The following is a 21,060-nucleotide window of genomic DNA, read 5'->3' on the forward strand; positions in this document are numbered from 1 at the left end:
GACGCCCGCGGCCCGGCAGCGGGCTACTGCGCCGGGCCGATCGGCACGCAGACCTGCAGCGCGCCGGGCCGGACGCGGACGTCCAGGACGCGGCCGGGCTCGATGACGTCGCCGTCCAGCTGGCGGGGCTGCGGACGGTTGCTGCGCACGACGACGTGCTCGCCGTGCAGCACCTCCCTGTTGGGCACCCGCGTGCGGCGCAGCAGCACCCCGACGAGGAGCTGGATCCAGTGCCCGAGGTTGCGGGGGGCGATGATCGCGACGTCGAGGCGGCCGTTCGCGGGCTGCGCGTCCGGCAGCAGGTCCAAGCCGCCCTGCAGGCGGCCGACGTTGCCGACCACGACGGTGCGCGCGTGCCGGCGCAGCGGGGGCCGCCCGTCGATGACGACGTCCACGAGCATCTCGTCGTCGGCCAGGTGCTTGAACGCGGAGACGACGTAGGCGAGGAACCCGGCCTTCGCCTTCAGGTTCGTCGGCGCGTCCTGCATGATGTGCGCGTCCAGGCCCATGCCGGCCATGACGGCGAACGTCTGCCCGTCCACCTCGCCCACGTCGATGGCGTCGCGCCCGCCGCCGAGGGCCAGCGCCACCGCCGCGGACGCGTCGGTCTCGACGCCGAGGTTCGTCGCGAGCAGGTTGCCCGTGCCGCCCGGGACGACCGCGAGCGCGGCGTCCGTGTCGAGCAGGCCCCGGATCGCCGACCGCACGGTGCCGTCGCCGCCGCAGACCATCACGACCTCGGCGCCGTCCTCGACGGCCTGCCGGGCCTGCCCCTCCCCCGGGTCCTCGGCCGTGGTCTCGAACCACGCCGGCTCCGGCCAGCCGGCCGCCGTGAGCTGCTCGGTGATCTGCGCGCGCAGCTCCTGCGCGCCCTCGACGCGGTTCGCGTTCATGACGATCGCCGTGCGGCGAGGGCGCTCCTGGGCGAGCTCCTCGGCCGCCTCCTCGTCGGGCGCCTGGTCGGGGTGGGGCTGCGTGCCGGTGTCGTCCACGGCCCCGAGTATCCAGGCGATCGGCGGATCCGGCGCGGCGACGAGGTCGGCGCGGGTGCCGGTCAGAGCGTGCGGGCGAAGCAGAGCGCGAGCAGGTCGTGCTCCCAGGGCGCGAACGGCGCGACGGGCCGCCAGCCCAGCGCCGCGTAGAGGCGGACGGCGTCCGGCTGACGCACGCCGGTGTGCAGCACGAGCCGCCCCAGGCCCCGCGCCCGCGCCTCGTCGTCGGCCGTCGCGAGCAGCGCCGTGGCGACGCCGGCCCCGCGGGCCACCGGGTCCACGAACAGCTTCTTCAGCTCGGCGGTGCCCGGCGGCTGGTCGGGCCCCGGCCGGCACAGCGAGAGGCACCCGACCGGGCGCCGGTCCACGAGCGCCACCCAGGTCGCGAGCTCGCCCGCGCCGATCCGGTCGTCCATCGCGTCGTACCCGCCGTCGGCCGCGACGCGCGCCACGACCTCCGGGTACACCGGCGCGATCATCTCGTCCCACATCCGCCGCCGCAGCGCGGCCGCCTCCGGGTCGCGCCAGGGCCGCGGCTCGACGAGCGCCGACGCGGTGGCGCGACCCGGGCGCCCGGCCGCGGGCGCGCCCAGCTCCTTGGCGAAGCAGCGCGAGTCGGTCACGCCGACGTACTCGCCGTAGTTCTCGGTCGGGGCGTAGCCCGCGGAGAGGTAGAGGCCGATGGCCTCCGGCTGCAGCGGGCCGGTCTCCAGGACGAGCCGCCGGTACCCGTGCTCGTGGGCGAGGCGCTCGAGCTCCGCGAGGACCGCTCGGGAGTGGCCGTTGCCGCGGTGCTGCGGCAGGACGAACATCCGCTTGAGCTCGCCGGTGCCGGGCCCGAGCTCGGCCGCGTCCCGCAGCGCGCCGCACGCGACGGCCTCGCCCGCCGGGCCGCTGCGCAGCACGAGCATCGCGACGATGTCGTCGCCCGTCATGAGATGGCCGATGTCGTCGTCGCCGTAGCGCTCGCGCAGCTCCGCCTGCTGCTGGGTGCGCAGGCGCGCGACGTCCGGGTCGTCCCAGGCGGTGCGCTCGAGGACGACCGCGGTCATCCGACGAGCGCGTGCAGCACCGACGTGAAGAAGCGCAGCCCGTCGGTGCCGCTGCGCGGGCCCTGCGCGCCGTCCGGGCCGAAGCCGGCCTCGACGGCGTGCTCGGGGTGCGGCATGAGGCCGACGACGTTGCCCGCGGCGTTGCTGATGCCCGCGATGTCGCGCCGGGAGCCGTTGGGGTTCCAGCCCTGGTAGCGGAAGACCACGCGGCCCTCGCCCTCGAGCTCGTCGAGCGTGCGCTCGTCGGCGACGTACTGCCCGTCCTGGTTCTTCAGCGGCACGGTGATGTGCTCGCCGGGCGCGTAGTCGCGCGTCCAGGCGGTCTCGGTGTTCTCGACCGACAGCACCTGCTCGCGGCAGACGAAGTGCAGGTGGTCGTTCTTGATCATCGAGCCCGGCAGCAGGTGGGCCTCGGTGAGCACCTGGAACCCGTTGCAGATGCCGAGCACCGGCAGGCCCCGGTGCGCGGCGTCCACGATCTCGCCCATGACCGGCGCGAACCGGCTGATCGCCCCGGCACGCAGGTAGTCGCCGTACGAGAACCCGCCCGGCAGGACGACGGCGTCCACGCCCCGCAGGTCGGCGTCCGCGTGCCACAGCGGCACCGCCTCGCCGCCCGCGAGCCGCACGGCCCGGGCCGCGTCCCGGTCGTCGAGCGTGCCGGGGAAGGTGACGACGCCGACGCGGGTCATGCCTGCGCGTCCTCGTAGACGGCGACGACGTCCTCGATCACCGGGTTGGAGAGCACCTGCTCGCCGGCCGCGCGGGCCGCGGCGAGCACCTCGTCCGTCACGGGGCCGTCGACCTCGAGCTCGAACCGCTTGCCCTGGCGCACGGACGCGAACTGCGCGAAGCCGAGCCGCGGCAGCGCCCCGGCGACGGCCTTGCCCTGCGGGTCGAGGATCTCGGGCTTGGGCATCACATCGACGACGACTCGTCCCACGGGGGCTCCAGGTTCGACGGGGAGGGGGCCGCCGCGATTCTACCGATCGCCACGGCGGTCCCGGCCCCGCGTCTCACCGGCCGGGGCGACGCCCGCCGCGCGGGCTAGCGTGACGTCCGTGGAGGCGCAGCGGAGCGGGCGCACGGGGCCCGGCCCGGCCGAGGGTACGACGTCGCCTTCCTCGGCGTCCCCGTCCCGCTGCCACGGCCGGCGCAGGAGGTGCGCGAGCTGCCCTCGACGCACTTCACCGTGCTGCTCGACCCCGCGCGTCGGCTGGCCGCGGCGACGGCGGTCAACGTCGACGGCTCCGCGCTCGTCGACGTGCCGCGCGGCGACGACTGGCACCTGGACCCGCGCGTCCCGGCAGACGAGCAGGCAGGCCCGGAGCTCTACGCCCGCAACGACCTCGACCGCGGCCACCTCGTCCGCCGCCGGGACCCGGTCTGGGGCGAGGCGGCGACCGCGGCCCGGGCGAACCGCGAGACGTTCGCCTACCCGAACGCCGCGCCCCAGGCGTCGGCGTTCAACCAGGGCGAGAGCCTGTGGGTCGGGCTGGAGGACCACGTGCTCGGCTACGCGCAGGCGTGGCGGCTGCGCGTCTCGGTGCTCACGGGGCCGGTGCTCGCGCCGGACGACCCGGTGTACCGCGGCGTGGCGCTCCCCCGGCGGTTCTGGAAGGTCGCGGCGTGGGTCGCCGACGAGCCCGGCCCCGGAGGCGCGGCCCCGCTCGCCGCGCGGCTGCGGGCGACGGCGTTCGTGCTCGACCAGTCGTCGCTGCTCGGGCCGGTCGCCACCCGGCGGGCGCTCGAGGCGGGCGGGCCGCCCCCGCTCGGCCCGTTCCGGACGTACCAGGTGCCCGTCGCGGACGTCGCCGTGCTCACGGGCGTGGACCTGGGCCCGCTGCCCGCGGCCGACGTGCTCGAGCCCGTCGTCCCGACGACGACGGAGCACCGCTGGCGCCTCCTGAGGGACGCGTCCGACGTCGACCTCGGGACCCGGCCGGTGTGACCCACGGCACGTGGGCGCCGTCGGGCCGCGGCGCTAATGTAGGTTCGCCTTACCTCACACGGCCGCCGACGCCCCGTCCTCCCCGCGGAGGCTGCCGCACGGTCGTCCACCTGACCCGTCCCCCGAACCGGGAGCACTCCTCATGCGCCGAACCCTCGGCCTCGCCACCGCCGTCGTCGCGGTCGGTCTCGCCCTCACCGCGTGCAGCACGTCCGGCGGGACGCCCGCGTCCTCGTCCTCCGCCTCGGCGACCGCCGGCGGCGGGGACGCGTTCCCCGTCACGGTCACCCACGCCTTCGGCGAGACGACGATCCCGTCGCAGCCGCAGCGCGTCGCGACGGTCGGGTGGGGCAGCACCGAGTCGGTGCTCGCGCTCGGCGTGGTGCTGGTGGGCGTCGCGGCGCAGACCTACGGGGACGACGACGGCGACGGCATCCTGCCGTGGAGCGAGGAGAAGATCACCGCGCTGGGCGGCGAGACGCCCACGGTGTACGACGAGACCGACGGGCCCGCCCTCGAGACCCTCGACGGCCTCACCCCCGACCTCATCCTGGGCACGTACTCGGGCCTGACGAAGGAGCAGTACGACCTGCTCTCGAAGATCGCGCCGACGGTCGCGTACCCGGCGATCGCGTGGAACACGCCGTGGCGCGACGTCATCACGACGAACGCGAAGGCGCTCGGCAGGACGGCCGACGGCGACGCCCTGGTGTCGGACCTCGAGAAGCAGATCGCCGATGCGGCGGGCGCGCACCCCGAGATCGCGGGCAAGACCGTCCTGTTCGCCTACCTCAACCCGGCCGACCTGTCGTCGATCGGCTTCTACACGCCGGGCGACGCCCGCGTCGCGTACCTGTCCGACCTCGGCCTCGCGACGCCGGAGTCCGTCACCACGCTCAGCGAGGGCAAGACGGAGTTCTACCTCACGCAGAGCGCGGAGGAGGCGGACGCCTTCTCCGACGTCGACGTGCTGGTCACCTACGGCGACGACGCCCTCGTCCGGGCGCTGCAGGCGGACGAGCGCTACCAGGCGATCCCGGCGGTCAAGAACGGCGCGGTCGTCGCGCTGAAGGACGGCTCCCCGCTCGCCGCCGCGGTCTCCCCGCCGACGGCGCTGTCGCTGCCGTGGTCGCTCGACGAGTACGTCGGGCTCCTCGCGGACGCCGCCGCGAAGGTGAAGTGACGACCCAGTCCCCCACGAGGCCGCCCGCTCCCGCCCGGGAGCGGGCGGTCTCGCGCCGTCGCCGCTGGGTGTGGCTCGCCGCCGCGCTCGCGCTCGTCGCGGTCGCGGCCGTCGTCTCGGTGGCGTTCGGCACGCGCGTCGTGAGCCTCGGCGACGTGGTGGGCGCCCTGGTCGGCAAGGACGAGGGCATCGCGGCCGCCGCCGTGCGGGCGCGCGTGCCGCGCACGGTGCTGGCCCTGCTCGTCGGGGCCGCGCTGGGGCTCGCCGGGGCGGTCATGCAGGGCGTGACCCGCAACCCCCTCGGCGACCCCGGCATCCTCGGCATCACCATGGGGGCGTCGCTGGCCGTCGTGAGCGGCATCGCGTTCCTCGGCATCACCACGCTGCCCCAGTACGTGTGGTTCGCCCTCGTCGGCGCGGCGCTGACGTCGGTGTTCGTGTACCTCGTCGGGTCGATCGGCCGCGGCGGCCCGACACCGCTCAAGCTCGCCCTCGCGGGCGCGGCGACGACGGCCGCGTTCTCGTCGCTCGTCAGCGCGATCCTCCTGCCGCGCATCGACGTGATGAACGTGTTCCGGTTCTGGCAGATCGGCGGCGTGGGCGGCGCGACCTGGGAGGCGATCGGCATCGTCCTGCCCTTCCTCGTCGTCGGCACGGCCCTGACGCTCGCCTCCGCGCGCGGGCTCGACGCGCTGGCGCTGGGCGACGACCTCGCGACGGGCCTCGGCGTGCACGTGACGCGCGCCCGCGTGCTCGCCGCGGTCGGCGCCGTGCTGCTCGCGGGCGCCGCGACGGCGGTCGCCGGGCCCATCGCGTTCGTCGGGCTCGTCGTGCCGCACGCGGCGCGGCTCGTGGTCGGCGTCGACCACCGCTGGGTGCTGCCGTTCTCGGCGCTCACCGGCGCGGTGCTCCTCACGCTGGCGGACGTGATCGGGCGCGTCGTGGCCCGCCCGGGCGAGATCGAGGTGGGCATCGTGACGGCGCTCATCGGCGCGCCGGTGTTCGTCGCGCTCGCCCGCCGGCGCCGGGTGGTGCAGCTGTGACCGCCACCGTGGCCCGGCCGGCGACCACCGCGCACGCCGCCCTCGCGGCGTCCCGCCGGGCCCGGCGGCGGCGGCGCGCCCTCGTCACCGGGGGCCTGCTCGCGCTCGTCGTCGCGCTGGCACTCGTCGCTCTCATGGTCGGCGAGACGTTCGTGCCGCTCGGCGACGTCGTCCGCGTCGCGCTGGGCCAGACCGTCCCCGGGGCGAGCTTCACCGTCGGCGAGCTGCGGCTGCCGCGGACCGCCACCGCGGTGCTCGCGGGCCTGGCGTTCGGCGCGGGCGGCGTGACGTTCCAGACGATGCTCCGCAACCCGCTGGCCAGCCCCGACATCATCGGCATCTCCTCCGGCGCGTCCGTCGCGGCCGTCTTCGGCATCCTCGTGCTGGGCGTCTCGGGCCCCACCCTCTCCGCGATGGCGGTGGGACTCGGGCTCGCGACGGCCCTGCTCATCTACCTGCTCGCCTACCGCGACGGCCTGCTCGGCGCTCGCCTCGTGCTCGTCGGCATCGGCGCCGGCGCGTTCCTGCACGCGATGGTGCAGTGGATGCTGCTGCGCGCCTCCGCGTGGGACCTTCCCGCCGCGATCCGCTGGCTCACCGGCTCGCTGAACGACTCCTCGTGGGAGCAGGTGCGCCCGCTGGCGATCGCCGTCCTCCTCGTCGGGCCCGTGATGGTGCTGGCCTCCCGCCCGCTCGCGGTGCTGCAGCTCGGCGACGACGCGGCGACGGGGCTCGGCGTCCGCGTCGAGCGCACGCGCCTGCTGCTGCTCGTCGGCGCCGTCGTCCTCGTCTCGTTCGCGACCGCGACCACCGGCCCGATCGCGTTCCTCGCGTTCCTGGCCGGCCCGATCGCCGCCCGCCTGGTGGGGCCGGGCGCGACGCTCGTCCTGCCGGCCGGCCTCGTCGGCGCCGCGCTCACCCTCGCCGCCGACCTCGTCGGGCAGCACGCGTTCGACACCCGCTTCCCGGTCGGGGTCGTCACCGGTGCCATCGGCGCGCCCTACCTGGTGTACCTGCTCATCCGCTCCAACCGTGCCGGAGGCTCGTTGTGACGACCGCGCACACCCTCACCGTCGACCACGCGACCGTCGGATACGGCGACCGCGTCGTGCTCGAGGACCTCGAGCTGACCGTCCCTCCGGGGCGGTTCAGCGTCATCGTCGGCGCCAACGCGTGCGGCAAGTCGACGCTGCTGCGCGCGATGGCCCGCCTGCTCGTGCCCCGGGCCGGCGCCGTGCTGCTCGACGGCAGGCAGGTGCACCGCGAGCCCGCGCGCCGGGTCGCGCAGCTGCTCGGGCTCCTGCCCCAGCAGCCGGTCGCGCCGGAGGGCATCGTCGTGGCGGACCTCGTCGGCCGGGGCCGGCACCCGCACCAGGGCCCGTTCCAGCGCTGGACCACGGAGGACGACGAGGCGGTCGCGCAGGCGCTCGAGGCGGCCGGCGTGCTGGACCTCGCGGACCGGTCGGTCGACGAGCTGTCCGGCGGGCAGCGCCAGCGCGTCTGGATCGCGATGGCGCTCGCGCAGCGCACCGACGTGCTCCTGCTCGACGAGCCGACGACGTTCCTCGACGTGGCGCACCAGGTCGAGGTGCTGGACCTGGTGACGGACCTCAACCGCGAGCGCGGCACGACCGTCGTCGCCGTGCTGCACGACCTCAACCTCGCGGCGCGCTACGCCGACCACCTGTTCGCCATGAAGGCGGGGCGGCTCGTCGCGGCGGGGCCGCCGAGCGAGGTCGTGACCGCCGACCTCGTGCGCGACGTGTTCGGGCTCGAGAGCGTCGTCATCCCCGACCCGACGTCCGGCGCGCCGCTGGTCCTGCCGCTGGGGCGCCACCACACCGGCGCCTGAGGGCGCGGCCCGCGCTCAGAGCGCGAGGGCCGTCCCCGTCAGCCGCTGGTAGGCCTCGAGGTAGCGCGCGCGGGTGCGCTCGACGACGTCGGCGGGCAGCGCGGGCGGCGGCGCGTCGCCGGCGCGGTCCCAGCCCGACGCGTCGGAGGTGAGCCAGTCCCGGACGACCTGCTTGTCGAAGGACGGCTGCGGCTGGCCGGGCTGCCACGCGTCGGCCGGCCAGAAGCGCGAGGAGTCCGGCGTGAGCACCTCGTCGCCGAGCGTGACCGCCCCGGTCGCCGGGTCGGTGCCGAGCTCGAGCTTGGTGTCCGCGAGGATGACGCCCCGCTCACGCGCGATCCGCTCCGCGCGCTCGTAGACCGCCAGCGTCAGCTCCCGCAGCGTGCCCGCCGCCTCGGCGCCGACCAGGTCGACGACCGCCGAGAACGGCACGTTCTCGTCGTGCTCGCCGAGCTCCGCCTTCGTCGCCGGCGTGAAGATCGGCTCCGGCAGCCGCGAGCCGTCGGTCAGGCCCGGGGGCAGCGCGATGCCCGTGACGGAGCCCGACGCGCGGTACTCCGCCAGGCCCGAGCCGGTGAGGTAGCCGCGGGCGACGCACTCGACCGGGAACATCGTCAGCCGCCGGCACACCATCGACCTGCCGGCCACGGCGGCGGGCACGTCGGTCGAGACGACGTGGTTCGGCACGAGGTCAGCGAGCTGCGCGAACCACCACAGGCTCAGCTGGGTGAGCACCACGCCCTTGCCCGGGATGCCGGGGGCGAGCACGTGGTCGAACGCCGAGACCCGGTCGGAGGCGACGACGAGCAGCACGTCGCCGTGCTCGGCCGTGATCGCGCGGCCCGCCTCGTCGTCGGCCGGCACGTACAGGTCGCGGACCTTGCCGCTGTAGGTGTGCTGCCAGCCGGGCAGGGTCGTCGTCGAGGCGTCGAGGCTCACGGCGCCCAGTGTGGCGGGTCCGCGCGGCCGGGTCACACCCGTCTCGTGCCCGCCCCGCCCGTCACCAGGCGCGGTGGGTCCAGCGCCCGGCGACGAGGGTGCCCGCGGCGGTCGTCCCGCGCAGCGTCCCGGCGCGGGCGAGCCGCTGCGCCGGGGCCTCGTCGAGGACGACGAGGTCCGCCGGGCCGCCGACGCGCAGCCCGAGCGGCTCGCCGTCGACCGACGCCGCGAGGGCCGCGTCGAGGTCGAGGCGCTGCTCGGGGTGCCACGGCTCGCGGCCGTCGCGGGAGCGGAGCACCGCCGCGTCGACGGCGGCCCACGGGTCGAGCGGCGCGACCGGGGCGTCCGACCCGAGGGTCAGGCGCACGCCGGCCGCGTGCAGCGACGCCAGCGGGAACGCGCGCCCGGTGCGGCCGGCCCAGTGGTGGTCGGCCACGTCGCGGTCGTCCATCGCGTGCTCGGGCTGCACGCTCGCCGTGACGCCGAGGGCGGCGAACCGCTCCACGTCGGCGGCCGTCAGCAGCTGCGCGTGCTCGACGCTGCCGCGCGCGCCGGTCGCCGCGAAGGCGTCCAGCGCGTGCGTGTTCGCCGCGTCGCCGATCGCGTGGATCGCGCACGTCAGCCCCGCGTCGGTGGCGCGCCGCATGACGGGGACGAGGCGCTCGGGCGGCACCGTCAGGACGCCCCGGCCGGACGTGCCCGGGTAGGGGTCGTGGCAGTACGCGGTGCGGGTGTTGAGCGAGCCGTCCGTGACCACCTTGAACGGTCCCTGCGTGACCCCCGGCGCGAGCGCGTCGCCCGTCCGCAGACCCTCGGTGAGCACGGCGTCGAGGAACTGCTCCCACACGCCGGCCCGGACGCGCACCGGTGGCGCCCCGGCGGCGGCGCGGCGCCGCCACACGGCCACGTTGTCCGCGATCTCCAGGTCCACCACGCCGACGACGCCCAGGGTCGCGACGTGCGCCAGCCCTGCGGCGACGGCGGCGTCCGCGACGGCGTCGCCCTCGTCAAGCAGGCCCATGCGCGGCATCCAGTCGTCCTCGCGGAGCAGCCCCGGCACGTCGTCCGGGCGCACCCCCAGCAGCCGCAGCCCGGAGCTCGACGCCCACGCGCAGTGCAGGTCGCCCGAGACGAGGACGACGGGCACGTCACCCGCCGCCTCGTCGAGGAGGGCGACGGTCGGCTCGTCGGGCCACAGCGCGTCCCGGAAGCCCTGCCCGACGAGCGGCGCACCGCCGGCCGGGACGCCGGCCCGGAGCCGCTCCCGGACCTGCGCCGCGGCCTCGGCGGCCGACGCGGCGTCCGAGACGTCGAGCCGGGCCCGCGCGAGCGCCCACTGCGTGAGGTGCGTGTGCTGGTCCCACAGCCCGGGCAGCACGACGCGGCCGTCGAGGTCGACCGGCTCGGCATCCTGGGCGGCGACCGACCCCGCCGGCCCGAGCGCGGCGATCCGGCCGTCCCGGACGAGCACGTCGGACAGCCCGCGGTCGCCCGCGCGGCGGACGCGCCGCAGCAGCCACCCGGCGTCGGGCGTCACGGCTGTCAGGAGCCCTGGCTGGCCGCGAGCGCGATGTCGCCGCGGTGGTGCGACCCCGCCAGCGCGATCCGCCCGACCCCCCCGTACGCGGCGGCGCGCGCGGCCGCGAGGTCGCTCCCGACGCCGACGACCGAGAGCACGCGCCCGCCGGCCGAGACGAGGTGCGCGCCCTCGGTCGCGTCGTCGTCGTCCCCGCCCGGGTCCTGGTGCAGCGCGGTGCCGGCGTGCAGGACGTGCACGCCGGGGAGCGCCTCGGCGGCCTCGACGCCGGTGATCGCGTCCCCGGACCGCACCGAGCCGGGGTAGCCCTCCGAGGCGACGACGACGGTCACGGCCGCCTCGTCGCGCCACTCGAGCGGCGCGAGCTCGCCGAGGCGCCCCGTCGCGGCGGCCAGCAGCACCCCGGCGAGCGGGGTGGCCAGCCTCGCGAGCACGACCTGCGTCTCGGGGTCCCCGAACCGCGCGTTGAACTCGACGACCCGCACGCCCTTCGAGGTGAGCGCCAGCCCGCAGTACAGGACGCCCGCGAACGGCGTGCCGCGGCGCGCCATCTCGGCGACCGTGGGCCGCGCGACCGTCTCGACGACCTCGTCGACGAGGCCCGCCGGTGCCCACGGCAGCGGCGAGTACGCGCCCATGCCGCCGGTGTTGGGGCCGGTGTCGCCGTCGCCGGCCCGCTTGAAGTCCTGCGCGGGCACGAGGGGGACGACGTCCGTGCCGTCGCTGAGGACGAACAGCGAGACCTCGGGCCCGTCGAGGTACTCCTCGACCACGACCGCGCCGCCCTCCTTGCCCAGGCAGGCGAGCGCGTGCGCGACCGCGTCGTCACGGTCGTCCGTGACGACGACGCCCTTGCCCGCCGCGAGACCGTCCTCCTTGACGACGTACGGGGCGCCGAACGCGTCGAGCGCCGCCTCCACCTCGTCGGGGCGGGTGACCAGGCGCGGCTCGGCGGTCGGGACGCCCGCCGCGGCCATGACGTCCTTCGCGAACGCCTTGGAGCCCTCGAGCCGCGCGGCCTCGCCGGACGGACCGAACACCGGGACGCCCGCCGCGCGCACGGCGTCGGCGACACCCGCGACGAGCGGTGCCTCGGGGCCGACCACGACGAGGTCGGCGCCCAGGCGGGTCGCCAGCGCGGCGACCTGTGCGCCGTCGAGCTGGTCGACGGCGTGCAGCGTCGCGAGCCGGCCGATGCCGGGGTTCCCGGGCGCGGCGTGCAGCTCGGTGACCGCGGGGTCGAGGGACAGCGCACGCACCAGGGCGTGCTCACGGGCGCCGGTGCCGACGACGAGGATCCTCACGGCGGCGACCCTACCGAGCCGCCCGGCGCGCCGTCCGCCGCGTCCAGCGCCGGTCAGCCCGCGTCGTCCGCGCGCGGCAGCGGGAAGGCGTCGAGGTAGAGCCGCACGCGCCGCCGGCCGGGCACGTCGGTGCTGCGCGCGGCCGTGACGTGCCGGTCGACGACCTCCTCGAGCTCGGCGATGAGCGCGTGCAGCTCGTCGGCCGTCATGCCGACCGTCGCGCGCTGGTTGACGCCGACGTCCGCCCACTCCGGCTCGGTGTCGGGGTGCGTCATCCAGTGCGCGAGCACGGACGTGCGCTCGTCGATCACCCGCTGCAGGACGATGCCGGTCGCGGCCGCGGTCGACGGGTCCTCCATCATCGACCGGCCCTCGAGGCTGAAGCCGATCGATCGCCACCAGCGCTCGCGCCCGCCGGGCCTGTCGGGGTCGTCCTCGACGAAGCCGTGCCGCTCGAGCTGGCGCAGGTGGTAGCTCGTCTGCCCCGTGCTCTCCCCCAGGCGCCGCGCCAGCATCGTCGCGGTCGCCGAGCCGTACTCGACGAGCGCGTCGTAGAGGGCCATGCGCAGGGGGTGCGCGAAGGCCTTGAGCGCCTCCGGGCCGATGGCCGGCTCGTGGCGCACCGGTGTCCGGCTCTTGCCGTCAGTCATCGACAGAGATACCTTTGCAGAGATGTCTTTGCAGAAGCCCCTTTGCAGAGCTTCCTCTACAGCCTAGGACGGAGAGGGCCATGACCACGGCACCCACCAGCGAGCGGCCCGGCGTGGCGCCCGCCGACGAGCCCCGGCCGGCGCCGTCGCCGCGCGAGCCGCTCGGGCGGCGCTTCACCGCGCACCTGGCCTCCACCGGCCTCTCGAACCTCGGCGACGGCGTGCTGCAGCTCGGCGCACCCCTCGTCGCGCTGACGCTGACGCGCTCGCCCGCGCAGGTGGCGCTCATCGGCGCGTTCGCGTGGCTGCCGTGGCTCGTGCTCGGCATCGCGGGCGGCGTGCTCGTCGACCGCACCGACCGCCGTCGGGTCCGCCTCGCGGCGCTGGCCGCCCGCGCCGCCCTGCTCGCCGCCGCGGCCGGCGTCGCCGCGAGCGGCCGGCTCACGATGACCGTCCTGCTCGCCGTCGTCCTCGCCTACGGCGTCACCGAGGTCGTCGCCGACCTCGCGGGCAGCGCCCTCGTCCCCGACCTCGCTCCCCGCTCGCGCCTGCAGGCCGCGAACTCCCGCCTAATGGCCGTCGAGCAGGTCGCCAACGCGTTCCTCGGTGCCCCCCTCGGCGCGCTCGTGCTGGCCGCCGGCACCGGGTGGGTCTTCGGCGTCCCCGCCGGCCTCGCCGTCGCCGCGGCCGCGGCCACCTGGTCCATCCGCGGCACCTACCGGGCTCAGGCGGCACAGGCGACACAGGAGGAGGGCGCGCCCACGGGCGCCGTCCGCCGGGCGTGGTCCGACGTGCGCGCCGGGCTGACGTTCCTGTGGCACCACCCCGTCCAGCGGCCGCTGCTCATCAGCGCCGGGCTGACGAACATGGCCAACACCGCCTACTTCGCGGTCTTCGTGCTCTGGATGGTCGGCGAGGGCTCGCGGGTCGGTCTCACCGCGACGCAGTACGCGCTCGTCGTGACGGTGCTCGCCGTGGGCGCGGTGCTCGGCTCGCTCGTCGCGGAGCCGCTGCACCGACGCCTCCGGGACGCCCGCCTGCTCTGCGGCGCGTGGACGGCCAACGCGCTGCTGCTGCTCGTGCCCGTGCTGGTGCCCCAGCCGATCGTCATCGCCGGCGCGGTGCTCCTGCTCGGGGCCACCAACACCATCGGCAACGTGACGAGCCAGTCGATGCGCCAGCGCATGGTGCCCCGCGCGATGCTGGGCCGCGTGGCCGGCGCCGGCCGGACCGTCGCCTTCGGGCTCATGCCCGTCGGCGCGCTCCTCGGCGGCGCGGTGGCCGAGCACGCGGGCCTGCCGACGCTGTTCGTCGGCGCGGCACTCCTCGCCCTCGCGTGCACGGTCGGCGTCGCCCTGACAGTCCGCCAGAGCACCATCGACGCCTGCGAGCTCCCGGACGACGCTCGCTGACGGGCGGGCGGCCCGTCAGCTCAGGAGGTCGTGGCGGACGATCGTCGCCTCGCGGCCGGGGCCGACGCCGATCGCCGAGATGCGCGCGCCGGAGATCTCCTCGAGGCGCAGCAGGTAGCGCTGGGCCGCGGCGGGCAGGTCGTCGAACTCGCGAGCGCCGCTGATGTCCTCGGTCCAGCCGTCGAGGTACTCGTAGACGGGCGTGGCGTGGTGGAAGTCGCTCTGGTCGTCCGGCATCTCGTCGAACCGGCGGCCGTCCACGTCGTACGCGACGGCGACGGGGATGCGGTCCTTGCCCGTCAGCACGTCGAGCTTCGTCAGCACGATGTCGGTCAGCCCGTTGACGCGGCTGGCGTACCGCGAGACGACGGAGTCGTACCAGCCGGTGCGGCGGGGGCGCCCGGTGGTGGTGCCGAACTCGCCGCCGGTCTGGCGCAGCCACTCGCCGTCGTCGTCGAGCAGCTCGGTGGGGAACGGGCCCTCGCCGACGCGCGTCGTGTACGCCTTGGCGACGCCGACGACGCGGTCGATGCGCGTCGGGCCGACGCCCGAGCCCGTGCACGCGCCGCCCGCGGTGGCGGACGACGAGGTGACGAACGGGTACGTGCCGTGGTCGATGTCGAGCATCGTCGCCTGGCCCGCCTCGAACACGATCGTCTTGCCGTCGTCCAGGGCCCGGTTGAGCAGCAGCGGGGTGTCGGCGACGTACGGACGCAGGCGCTCGGCGTACCGCAGCAGGTCCTCGACGGTCTCCTCGACCGTGATCGCGCGGCGGTTGTAGACCTTCACGAGCAGGTGGTTCTTCTGGTCGAGGGCGCCCTCGACCTTCTCGGCCAGGATCTTCTCGTCGAAGAGGTCCTGGATCCGCACGCCGACGCGGTTGATCTTGTCCGCGTACGTCGGGCCGATGCCGCGCCCGGTGGTGCCGATCCGGCGCTTGCCGAGGAACCGCTCGACGACCTTGTCCAGCGTGCGGTTGTAGGGCGCGATGACGTGCGCGGCCGACGAGACCTTGAGCGCCGAGGTGTCGACGCCGCGGGCCTCGAGGGCGTCGATCTCGGCGAACAGCACCTCGATGTCGATGACGACGCCGTTGCCGATCACCGGCACGACGCCCGGCGAGAGGATGCCCGAGGGGAGCAGGTGCAGCGCGTACCTCTCCCCGCCGACGACGACCGTGTGCCCGGCGTTGTTGCCGCCGTTGAACTTCACGACGTAGTCGATCCGGGACCCGAGCTGGTCGGTCGCCTTGCCCTTGCCCTCGTCGCCCCACTGGACGCCGAGCACCACGACGGCTGGCATGTGAGATCACCGCTCCCTGACTGCCGGCGTACGGAAGGCCTGATGGCGAGGACGCGGGCGGCAGCGGACCCGGTTCCCCGGAGAGTTTACCGGCCGGGCCGCCGCCGCACCGGGGCGGTCCTCAGCGCAGCGCCGCGACGGCCTCGGCGGACGTGCCGGAGTCGACGAGGAACTGCCGGCAGCGGTCGGCCTCCTCCTGCTCGCCGATGGCCTCGGCGGCCTCGGCCAGCGCGAGCAGCGCCCGCAGGAAGCCGCGGTTCGGCTCGTGGTCCGCGGGGATCGGGCCGCGTCCGCGCCACCCCGCGCGGCGCAGCGCGTCGAGCCCGCGGTGGTAGCCGGTGCGCGCGTAGGCGTACGCGGCCACGGCGTCCCCGCTCACCAGGTCGCGGCTGCCCAGCTCCTTCTCGGCCAGCACGGCCCAGACGAGCGACGACGCCGGGGCGACGGGCACGACGTCGCGCGGGTGGGCGCCCCCGGCGAGGGCCACGCGCACGTCGGCGTCCGGGCCGTCGGCGGGCAGGTAGGTGGGCGCGGGTCCGTCGAGCAGGTTCTCGTGGCTCATGGCGACAGTCTCCCCGACGCGTGCCCCTCGCGTTCGCCGACGACGAGGTGCGCGCCCGAACCGGACGGCCCGGGGTGATCCGGACATCGCCCCCCGCACCGGATGCACGCCTCGCGGGCCCGTCCTACAGTCGTGGGCGCCGGTCCCCCTGCCGGTGACGTCTGCCTTCCCCCGGACCGGTGAGCATGATCGAGATCTCGACGTCGTCGACGACGACGACCCTCGTCGTCTCCGGCGACCTCGACCTCGCCGAGCGCGACCAGTTCCCGGTCGTGGCCTCCCGCGTCGTCGGGCTGCGCCGCCAGCTCCTCGTCATCGACATGTGCCGGGTGACGTTCATGGACTCGACGGGCGCCGCGTTCCTCATCTCGCTCGCCGACGCGGGCGCGAAGCGGGGCGGTGCCACGGTCCTGCGCGGCGCGGACCCGCGCGACCTGTTCGTCCTGGAGGTGTGCGGGGCGCTGGAGATGTTCCGCATCGACGACGAGCACCGCTGCGACCTCGACGAGGCGAGCGAGACCTCGGAGCAGCCGGACGGGGCTCCCACGCCCGCCTGAGGCCGCCTCCCGGACGCGGATACCCGCGCCCGCTCGGGAACCTCCCTCGGACTACTCGGGGCGCGTGCGCGCCGCCGGGAGCGCGCCGGGGCGCACCTTCGCCCAGACCACCTTGCCGCGCGCGGACTGCCGCCAGCCCCAGTCGGCGAGCCGCTCGACGATCTGCATGCCGAACCCGCCGACCCGGCCCGGGTGGCCGTCGGTCGCGATCGGCGGGGCCGGGTTGCCGTCCTCCACCTCGATGCGCAGGCCGTCGCCCGTGTCGTACAGCTGCAGCGAGACGTGCCCGTACCCGTGCAGCACGGCGTTCGCGACGAGCTCCGAGACGACGAGCTCCGCGTTCGACGCGTCCGGCATCTCCCACGCCTGGCACGTGCGGATCACGGCGTGCCGGGCCCGCGCGATGGACGCGGGCTCGCTCGGCAGCGACCAGCGGCGACGACGAGGGCTGCGGTCGTGCTCGAGGGTGTCGCGCGGGTCGGGCACGCGCACGACGACGACGGCGACGTCGTCCTCGGGGTGGTCGGCGAGGCGGGAGAGCAGCTCCTCGCCGATGCCGGCCGCGTCGTGCGCGGTGACCCCGGACGCGACGCGCGACAGGGCGGCGATACCGTCCCGCAGTCCCCGGTCGCGGCGCTCGATCAGCCCGTCCGTGTAGTAGACGAGCACGTCGCCGGGGTCGAGGTCGAGACGACCGGTGGAGCGGCCGTGGCCGCCGAAGCCGATGAGCGCACCGCCGGCGTCGCGCAGCTGCTCGACCCGGCCGCCGCGCACGTGGATGAGCGGAAGGTGCCCGGCGCGCGACCACTCGACCCGCCAGCCCTCCCCCGAACGGGTGAGCGTCGAGTGCACGAGGCTCGCCGAGCGCGGGATCGTCATCCCGGCGACGAGCTGGTCGACCCGGTCCAGCACCTGGCCGGGCGTGGTGATGTCGTAGGTGTACGACCGCACGACGGACCGCAGCTGGCCCATCGTCGCGGCCGCCTCGACGTCGTGGCCCACGACGTCACCGATGACCACGCCGACGACCTCGGGGGCGATCTGCAGCACGTCGTACCAGTCGCCGCCGACCTGGACGTTCTCGGAGTTCGGCGCGTAGTACGTCCACACGTCCAACCCGTCGACCTCCGCCTGCTGCGGCAGCATCGCGCGCTGCAGGGTCTCGGCGAGGTGGTGCTCGCGCCCGTAGAGGCGCGCGTTGTCGACCGCGAGCCCGACCCGTCGGACGGTCAGCTCGAGCAGCGTCGCGTCGGCGGGCTCCAACCCCGAGAGGCCCTCGCCGCGGCGCGGGACGACGACGAGCACGCCGAGCGTCCGGCGCCGCCCGGGGACCCGCACGACGACGACGGCGTCGGGGTGCCGGCCGGTCGACGGGTCCGCCGGCACGTCCACGTGCCGGCGCAGCCAGGCGGACGCGCTGGCCGGCGCGTACTCGCGCGTGAGGTCCAGCTCGACGGGGCCGTCGGCGTCGCCGTCCAGCAGCGCCTGCACCGCGTCCGGCGGCGCGGGTGGGCGCGGGTCGAGGGAGTCCTCGGCGCGGTAGTCGGTGCCGTGCCGGCTCCCGCGCCCCGACGGCGGGCGGCCGTGGTGCTCGTCCGCGGTCCGCAGGCCGCCGTCGTTGAGGTAGAACGCCGCCCAGCCGACCACCGACCGCTGCAGCAGCGCCGCGATCTCGCGCAGCTGGCCCATGCCGTCGTCGAACTCCATGAGCATGTCCGACACCTGCATGATGAGGCCCACGCTGCGCCGCTCGCGGCGCTCCATCTCGACGACGGCCTCCTGCTCGGCCTCGTGGGTCAGCTGCTGCGTGAGGTCCTGCAGCGCCGCCACCGCGAAGCGGACCTCGCCGGCGTCGTCCCGCACGGGGTCGAGCCGCACCACGCACGGGAACGTCGTGCCGTCCCCGCGGCGCATCGTCACGCGCTCCTGGGTCGAGCGTCCGACGCGCGCCGCCTCGGCCATGCGCAGCGACGCAGGGCCCCCGCGCTCCTCCTCGGCGACGAGCTCGCGGCTCAGCCCGATCGCGTCCTCGAGCCGGTAGCCGAGCTGCTGCTCGTACGCGCGGTTGATCCAGTGCACGACCAGACGCTGCGCGTCGATGATCGCGACGGGCACGCTCGTCGCCGCGAGCGCCCGGCACAGCACGCCGTCGAGCTCGGGCGGCGGGTCCGTCGAGAACGCCGCGCGCTCCGGGGAGTTGACCACCACCACCTCCGATCGTCTAGCGTGCCGACTGGCGGAACGTCGAGCCTCCGGCGGGCCTTCATGGAAGGAGCACCGTGCGCGACGGTAGCAACAGGACACCGGACGAGCCCGGGCAGCAGCCTCCGGCCGGACTCTCCGACGGCGAGCCGGGTGCCGTGCACGTCATCGTGGGCACGGAGAGCACGCGCATCGTGCTGTCCGGCGAGGTCGACGCCGACCTCGGGCCCGAGCTGCAGGAGGCGACGGCCGAGGCGGAGCAGGTCGGCCTGCCCATCGAGGTCGACGCGCACCACGTGACGTTCATGGACTCGTCGGGCGTGGCGTTCCTCGCACGCCTGTCGATCCGGTCGCAGCACCGGGTGAAGCTCCTGCGGGTGCCGCCGACCGTCCGGTTCCTCCTCGAGGTCACCCGGATCGGCGAGCTGCTCGACGTGGTCGAGGGCGACGACGACCGGTCGTTCCAGCCCGTCGGCGAGACCGACACCACGAGCTGACCCGCTCCCTGCACGCACGAGGGCCCGGACGCGTCGCGTCCGGGCCCTCGTCGTCAGCCTCGGTCAGAGCTTGTGCCCGGCCGACCGCAGCTGCTGGGACGCCTCGACGATGCGCTGGGCCATGCCCGCCTCGGCGAGCTTGCCCCAGGCGCGCGGGTCGTACGCCTTCTTGTTGCCGACCTCGCCGTCGATCTTCAGGACGCCGTCGTAGTTCGAGAACATGTGCGCGACGACCGGACGGGTGAACGCGTACTGCGTGTCCGTGTCGATGTTCATCTTGATGACGCCGTTGTCGACCGCCTCCGCGATCTCCTCGGCCGTGGAGCCCGAGCCGCCGTGGAACACGAGGTCGAAGGGGTTCTCCTTGCCGATCGCGTCGCCGACGGCCTTCTGGATCTCCGCGAGGATCGACGGGCGGAGCTTGACGGCACCCGGCTTGTAGACGCCGTGCACGTTGCCGAACGTCAGGGCGGTCAGGTAGCGGCCGCGCTCGCCCGCACCGAGGGCCTTGACCGTGGCCAGGCCGTCCTCGGGGGTCGTGTAGAGCTTGTCGTTGATCTCGGCCGCGTGGCCGTCCTCCTCGCCACCGACGACGCCGACCTCGATCTCGAGGATCGTGCGCGCCTGCTGCGACAGCTCGAGCAGCTCCGCCGCGATGACGAGGTTCTCGTCGAGCGGGATGTTGGAGCCGTCGAACATGTGCGACTGGAAGGTCGGGTTCTTGCCGGCCTTGACCTCCTCGATCTCGAGCGCGAGCAGCGGCCGGACCCACGAGTCGAGGTTCTGCTTGGTGCAGTGGTCCGTGTGCAGCGCGACGGTCACGGGGTAGCTCTTCGCGACCTCGGCGGCGTAGGCGGCCAGGGCGCGGGTGCCCGCGACGCGGTCCTTGATCGTCGAGCCGGACGCGTACTCGGCGCCACCGACGGAGACCTGGATGATGCCGTCCGACTCGGCCTCCGCGAAGCCCTGGAGCGCGGCGGTGAGGGTCTGGGACGACGTCACGTTGACGGCCGGGTAGGCGAACTTGCCCGCCTTCGCCCGGTCGATCATCTCGGCGTAGACCTCGGGGGTGGCGATAGCCATGCACAGCTCCTGGGAACTCGTAGGGGACTCGGTCCGAGTCTGCCACTACCCGGGACCGCGGTGAGCGGGACGTCCTACCCAGCGGACGGCGGCGGCCCGGCGTGCCGGACGATCCACGCGTGCATCGCGACGGCGGCTGCGGCGCCCGCGTTGATCGAGCGCGTCGAGCCGAACTGGGCGATGTGCAGCACGTCGGCGACGGCCGCCCGCGCCTCGTCCGTCAGCCCGGTGGACTCCTGGCCGAACAGCAGGACGCACGCGCGCGGCAGCGGGTAGCCCTCCAGCGGCACCGAGCCCGGCAGGTTGTCGACGCCGAGCAGGGGCAGCCCGGCGTCGGAGGCCCAGGCCGCCAGCGCCGCGACGTCCGCGTGGTGGTGCACGTGCAGGTAGCGGTCCGTCACCATCGCGCCGCGGCGGTTCCAGCGCCGCCGGCCGACGACGTGCACGCCCGCCGCGTTGAACGCGTTCGCCGTCCGGACGGCCGACCCGATGTTGAGGTCGTGCGCCCAGTTCTCGATCGCGACGTGGAACGGGTGGCGCCGGGTGTCGAGGTCGGCGACGACCGCCTCCACCGTCCAGTAGCGGTACCGGTCGACGACGTTGCGGCGGTCGCCCGTCGCGAGCAGCTCGGGGTCGTAGCGCGGGTCCGGCGAGCCGTCGGGCAGCCGGGGCCACGCGTCCGGCCCGCCGGGCCACGGGCCCACGCCGACGGCCTCGCGCTCGCCCGGCGCCGGCGGCCTGTCGTCCTGCACGCCCGCGACGCTACGCGACCGGCGCGCCCTCGCCCCGCGCCAGGTGCTCGGCGTACGTGACGGTGCCGTACGGGGCCTCGGGCGTGACGGCGTCGCCGGACGAGAAGAACCGCCCGACGGCACCGGGCAGCGGCACGCCGACCGCCGGCCGCCGCACGCCGTGCGCGCGCCGCCACGCCTGCGCCATCGC

21 protein-coding genes and 1 pseudogene are annotated in these 21,060 nt (G+C 75.4%); 8 read left to right on the forward strand and 14 right to left on the reverse strand.

Features of this window, described 5'->3' with window-relative positions:
* Window positions 1–23: 23 nt before the first annotated feature.
* The 4 genes from HGCM_RS01970 to purS form a co-directional block, all read right to left on the reverse strand.
* A complete protein-coding gene (locus HGCM_RS01970; RefSeq protein ID WP_019135213.1) occupies window positions 24–992 on the reverse strand; it encodes a diacylglycerol/lipid kinase family protein in 969 nt (322 codons plus the stop codon).
* A 62-nt stretch (window positions 993–1,054) separates the two neighbouring features.
* A complete protein-coding gene (locus tag HGCM_RS01975; RefSeq protein ID WP_019135214.1) occupies window positions 1,055–2,044 on the reverse strand; it encodes a GNAT family N-acetyltransferase in 990 nt (329 codons plus the stop codon).
* Complete coding sequence (purQ, locus tag HGCM_RS01980) at window positions 2,041–2,736, reverse strand: phosphoribosylformylglycinamidine synthase subunit PurQ (RefSeq protein WP_019135215.1); 696 nt, start codon at window positions 2,734–2,736, stop codon at window positions 2,041–2,043. The genes HGCM_RS01975 and purQ overlap by 4 nt, the downstream gene beginning before the upstream one ends.
* The gene (gene purS / locus HGCM_RS01985) at window positions 2,733–2,987 is read right to left on the reverse strand and encodes a phosphoribosylformylglycinamidine synthase subunit PurS (protein ID WP_026075192.1); all 255 of its coding nucleotides are present in this window, start codon (window positions 2,985–2,987) and stop codon (window positions 2,733–2,735) included. Before purS ends, purQ begins: the two co-directional genes overlap by 4 nt.
* Window positions 2,988–3,206: 219 nt before the next feature.
* On the opposite strand from purS, the gene HGCM_RS16445 reads away from it, so the two are divergent.
* The 5 genes from HGCM_RS16445 to HGCM_RS02010 all read left to right on the forward strand — a co-directional run bounded on the left by HGCM_RS16445 (window position 3,207) and on the right by HGCM_RS02010 (window position 8,073).
* The gene (locus HGCM_RS16445; RefSeq protein WP_019135217.1) at window positions 3,207–3,995 is read left to right on the forward strand and encodes a DNA/RNA non-specific endonuclease; all 789 of its coding nucleotides are present in this window, start codon (window positions 3,207–3,209) and stop codon (window positions 3,993–3,995) included.
* 142 nt (window positions 3,996–4,137) lie between these two features.
* Complete coding sequence (locus HGCM_RS01995) at window positions 4,138–5,178, forward strand: iron-siderophore ABC transporter substrate-binding protein (protein WP_019135218.1); 1,041 nt, start codon at window positions 4,138–4,140, stop codon at window positions 5,176–5,178.
* The gene (locus HGCM_RS16450) at window positions 5,175–6,221 is read left to right on the forward strand and encodes a FecCD family ABC transporter permease (protein WP_051016023.1); all 1,047 of its coding nucleotides are present in this window, start codon (window positions 5,175–5,177) and stop codon (window positions 6,219–6,221) included. Before HGCM_RS01995 ends, HGCM_RS16450 begins: the two co-directional genes overlap by 4 nt.
* Window positions 6,218–7,273 carry a FecCD family ABC transporter permease gene (locus HGCM_RS02005; protein WP_019135220.1) on the forward strand — a complete coding sequence of 352 codons (1,056 nt, stop codon included), beginning with the start codon at window positions 6,218–6,220 and terminating at the stop codon, window positions 7,271–7,273. The genes HGCM_RS16450 and HGCM_RS02005 overlap by 4 nt, the downstream gene beginning before the upstream one ends.
* The gene (locus tag HGCM_RS02010; protein ID WP_019135221.1) at window positions 7,270–8,073 is read left to right on the forward strand and encodes an ABC transporter ATP-binding protein; all 804 of its coding nucleotides are present in this window, start codon (window positions 7,270–7,272) and stop codon (window positions 8,071–8,073) included. The genes HGCM_RS02005 and HGCM_RS02010 overlap by 4 nt, the downstream gene beginning before the upstream one ends.
* Before the next feature lie 15 nt (window positions 8,074–8,088).
* Here the strand turns inward: HGCM_RS02010 and HGCM_RS02015 are convergent, their stop codons facing one another.
* The 4 genes from HGCM_RS02015 to HGCM_RS20160 form a co-directional block, all read right to left on the reverse strand.
* Window positions 8,089–9,012 carry a phosphoribosylaminoimidazolesuccinocarboxamide synthase gene (locus HGCM_RS02015; protein WP_019135222.1) on the reverse strand — a complete coding sequence of 308 codons (924 nt, stop codon included), beginning with the start codon at window positions 9,010–9,012 and terminating at the stop codon, window positions 8,089–8,091.
* 61 nt (window positions 9,013–9,073) lie between these two features.
* Window positions 9,074–10,549, reverse strand: coding sequence for an amidohydrolase (locus tag HGCM_RS02020; RefSeq protein WP_019135223.1), 1,476 nt, complete (start codon window positions 10,547–10,549; stop codon window positions 9,074–9,076).
* A gap of 5 nt (window positions 10,550–10,554) precedes the next feature.
* On the reverse strand, window positions 10,555–11,853 hold the full coding sequence (purD, locus tag HGCM_RS02025) for a phosphoribosylamine--glycine ligase (RefSeq protein ID WP_019135224.1): 1,299 nt from the start codon (window positions 11,851–11,853) through the stop codon (window positions 10,555–10,557).
* Window positions 11,854–11,906: 53 nt separating this feature from the next.
* Window positions 11,907–12,503, reverse strand: a complete 597-nt coding sequence (locus tag HGCM_RS20160) for a winged helix-turn-helix domain-containing protein (protein WP_175576978.1) — start codon at window positions 12,501–12,503, stop codon at window positions 11,907–11,909.
* 80 nt (window positions 12,504–12,583) lie between these two features.
* Between HGCM_RS20160 and HGCM_RS02035 the strand changes: the two genes are divergently transcribed.
* Window positions 12,584–13,915, forward strand: a complete 1,332-nt coding sequence (locus HGCM_RS02035; protein ID WP_019135226.1) for an MFS transporter — start codon at window positions 12,584–12,586, stop codon at window positions 13,913–13,915.
* Between the two features lie 15 nt (window positions 13,916–13,930).
* On the opposite strand, the gene HGCM_RS02040 is transcribed toward HGCM_RS02035, so the two are convergent.
* Together HGCM_RS02040 and HGCM_RS02045 are read right to left on the reverse strand one after the other, a co-directional pair.
* Window positions 13,931–15,217, reverse strand: a complete 1,287-nt coding sequence (locus tag HGCM_RS02040; protein WP_026075195.1) for an adenylosuccinate synthase — start codon at window positions 15,215–15,217, stop codon at window positions 13,931–13,933.
* A 121-nt stretch (window positions 15,218–15,338) separates the two neighbouring features.
* Window positions 15,339–15,779, reverse strand: a complete 441-nt coding sequence (locus tag HGCM_RS02045; RefSeq protein ID WP_019135228.1) for a DUF3151 domain-containing protein — start codon at window positions 15,777–15,779, stop codon at window positions 15,339–15,341.
* 185 nt (window positions 15,780–15,964) lie between these two features.
* On the opposite strand from HGCM_RS02045, the gene HGCM_RS02050 reads away from it, so the two are divergent.
* Complete coding sequence (locus tag HGCM_RS02050) at window positions 15,965–16,336, forward strand: STAS domain-containing protein (RefSeq protein WP_019135229.1); 372 nt, start codon at window positions 15,965–15,967, stop codon at window positions 16,334–16,336.
* A 51-nt stretch (window positions 16,337–16,387) separates the two neighbouring features.
* Here HGCM_RS02050 and HGCM_RS02055 read toward each other — a convergent pair whose 3' ends face one another.
* Window positions 16,388–18,547, reverse strand: a complete 2,160-nt coding sequence (locus HGCM_RS02055; RefSeq protein WP_019135230.1) for a SpoIIE family protein phosphatase — start codon at window positions 18,545–18,547, stop codon at window positions 16,388–16,390.
* 68 nt (window positions 18,548–18,615) lie between these two features.
* Between HGCM_RS02055 and HGCM_RS02060 the strand changes: the two genes are divergently transcribed.
* Window positions 18,616–19,035 carry an STAS domain-containing protein gene (locus HGCM_RS02060; protein ID WP_026075196.1) on the forward strand — a complete coding sequence of 140 codons (420 nt, stop codon included), beginning with the start codon at window positions 18,616–18,618 and terminating at the stop codon, window positions 19,033–19,035.
* A 63-nt stretch (window positions 19,036–19,098) separates the two neighbouring features.
* Here HGCM_RS02060 and fbaA read toward each other — a convergent pair whose 3' ends face one another.
* The 3 genes and pseudogenes from fbaA to HGCM_RS19585 form a co-directional block, all read right to left on the reverse strand.
* The gene (gene fbaA / locus HGCM_RS02065) at window positions 19,099–20,118 is read right to left on the reverse strand and encodes a class II fructose-bisphosphate aldolase (RefSeq protein ID WP_019135232.1); all 1,020 of its coding nucleotides are present in this window, start codon (window positions 20,116–20,118) and stop codon (window positions 19,099–19,101) included.
* Window positions 20,119–20,192: 74 nt separating this feature from the next.
* The gene (locus tag HGCM_RS02070; protein ID WP_019135233.1) at window positions 20,193–20,870 is read right to left on the reverse strand and encodes a TrmH family RNA methyltransferase; all 678 of its coding nucleotides are present in this window, start codon (window positions 20,868–20,870) and stop codon (window positions 20,193–20,195) included.
* Between the two features lie 10 nt (window positions 20,871–20,880).
* Window positions 20,881–21,060, reverse strand: a pseudogene (locus HGCM_RS19585) (hypothetical protein); the annotation flags it as partial.

Origin of the sequence: Cellulomonas massiliensis JC225 (genome assembly GCF_000312005.1) — a bacterium.
Taxonomy (GTDB): domain Bacteria; phylum Actinomycetota; class Actinomycetes; order Actinomycetales; family Cellulomonadaceae; genus Cellulomonas; species Cellulomonas massiliensis.

Bases quoted from the DNA above. Each gene is read 5' to 3' on its own strand.
- HGCM_RS20160 (WP_175576978.1), bottom strand. From the start codon at position 12,503: ATGACTGACGGCAAGAGCCGGACACCGGTGCGCCACGAGCCGGCCATC.
- HGCM_RS02045 (WP_019135228.1), bottom strand. From the start codon at position 15,779: ATGAGCCACGAGAACCTGCTCGACGGACCCGCGCCCACCTACCTGCCC.
- purQ (WP_019135215.1), bottom strand. From the start codon at position 2,736: ATGACCCGCGTCGGCGTCGTCACCTTCCCCGGCACGCTCGACGACCGG.
- HGCM_RS02035 (WP_019135226.1), top strand. From the start codon at position 12,584: ATGACCACGGCACCCACCAGCGAGCGGCCCGGCGTGGCGCCCGCCGAC.
- HGCM_RS02040 (WP_026075195.1), bottom strand. From the start codon at position 15,217: ATGCCAGCCGTCGTGGTGCTCGGCGTCCAGTGGGGCGACGAGGGCAAG.
- fbaA (WP_019135232.1), bottom strand. From the start codon at position 20,118: ATGGCTATCGCCACCCCCGAGGTCTACGCCGAGATGATCGACCGGGCG.
- HGCM_RS01975 (WP_019135214.1), bottom strand. From the start codon at position 2,044: ATGACCGCGGTCGTCCTCGAGCGCACCGCCTGGGACGACCCGGACGTC.
- HGCM_RS02050 (WP_019135229.1), top strand. From the start codon at position 15,965: ATGATCGAGATCTCGACGTCGTCGACGACGACGACCCTCGTCGTCTCC.
- HGCM_RS01995 (WP_019135218.1), top strand. From the start codon at position 4,138: ATGCGCCGAACCCTCGGCCTCGCCACCGCCGTCGTCGCGGTCGGTCTC.